Source organism: Pseudomonas syringae group sp. J248-6, assembly GCF_032586995.1.
GTDB classification, from domain to species: domain Bacteria; phylum Pseudomonadota; class Gammaproteobacteria; order Pseudomonadales; family Pseudomonadaceae; genus Aquipseudomonas; species Aquipseudomonas amygdali.
Map to the genome: position 1 here is coordinate 1 of NZ_JAWHOP010000049.1, position 788 is coordinate 788.

Sequence of the window (788 nt, forward strand, 5' to 3'; positions counted from 1 at the left end):
CAACTGAGGGGCCGGTTCCCGCTTTGCGCTCTGCTGAGGCTGGCGGGCTTGGCACGCAGCACGTTTTACTACCAGGTTCAGGTGCAATCCAGACCCGATCCCGATGCTGCTTTGAAACAGTTAATCGAAAGCATTTACCACGAGGAGAAAGGCCTTTATGGCGCTCGGCGTATCACGGCGGTCATTCGCAATGCAGGTATTTTGGTCAACAAGAAGGTTGTAGAACGACTGATGGCAGAACTGGGCCTGCGATCAGTGGTGCGCCCCAAAAAATACCGCTCCTATAAGGGCGTAATCGGAACCATTGCGCCGAATTTGCTGGAGCGCAATTTCAGCGCGCAACGCCCGAACCAGAAGTGGGTGACCGATGTGACTGAGTTCAAGGTAGGCAATCGAAAGCTGTATCTCTCACCCGTAATGGACTTGTACAACGGTGAAATCGTGGCGTATGAAGTGTCGACAAGGCCGAGCTTTGAGCTGGTCACCAGCATGCTGGACAAGGCGTTGCAGCAGTTGCAGGACGAGCCGAAGCTTGTGATGCACTCGGACCAGGGCTGGCAGTATCAACACGCGCAGTATCGCCATAAGCTATCGGTACGAGGCGTCAAACAAAGCATGTCCCGTAAGGGCAACTGCCTGGACAATGCGGCAATGGAAAGCTTTTTCGGTACACTGAAATCCGAGTTTTTCTACCTGAAACAGTTTGAAAGCATCGATGAGTTGAAAGCAGGTCTGGATGAGTACATCCACTACTACAACCATGACCGCATCAAGCTGAAGCTCAACGG

1 protein-coding gene is annotated in these 788 nt (G+C 52.8%); it reads left to right on the forward strand.

Going from position 1 to position 788, the window contains the following annotated elements:
• A partial coding sequence (locus RYC17_RS26795) for an IS3 family transposase (protein ID WP_316904791.1) occupies positions 1-788 on the forward strand: 788 nt, incomplete at both ends.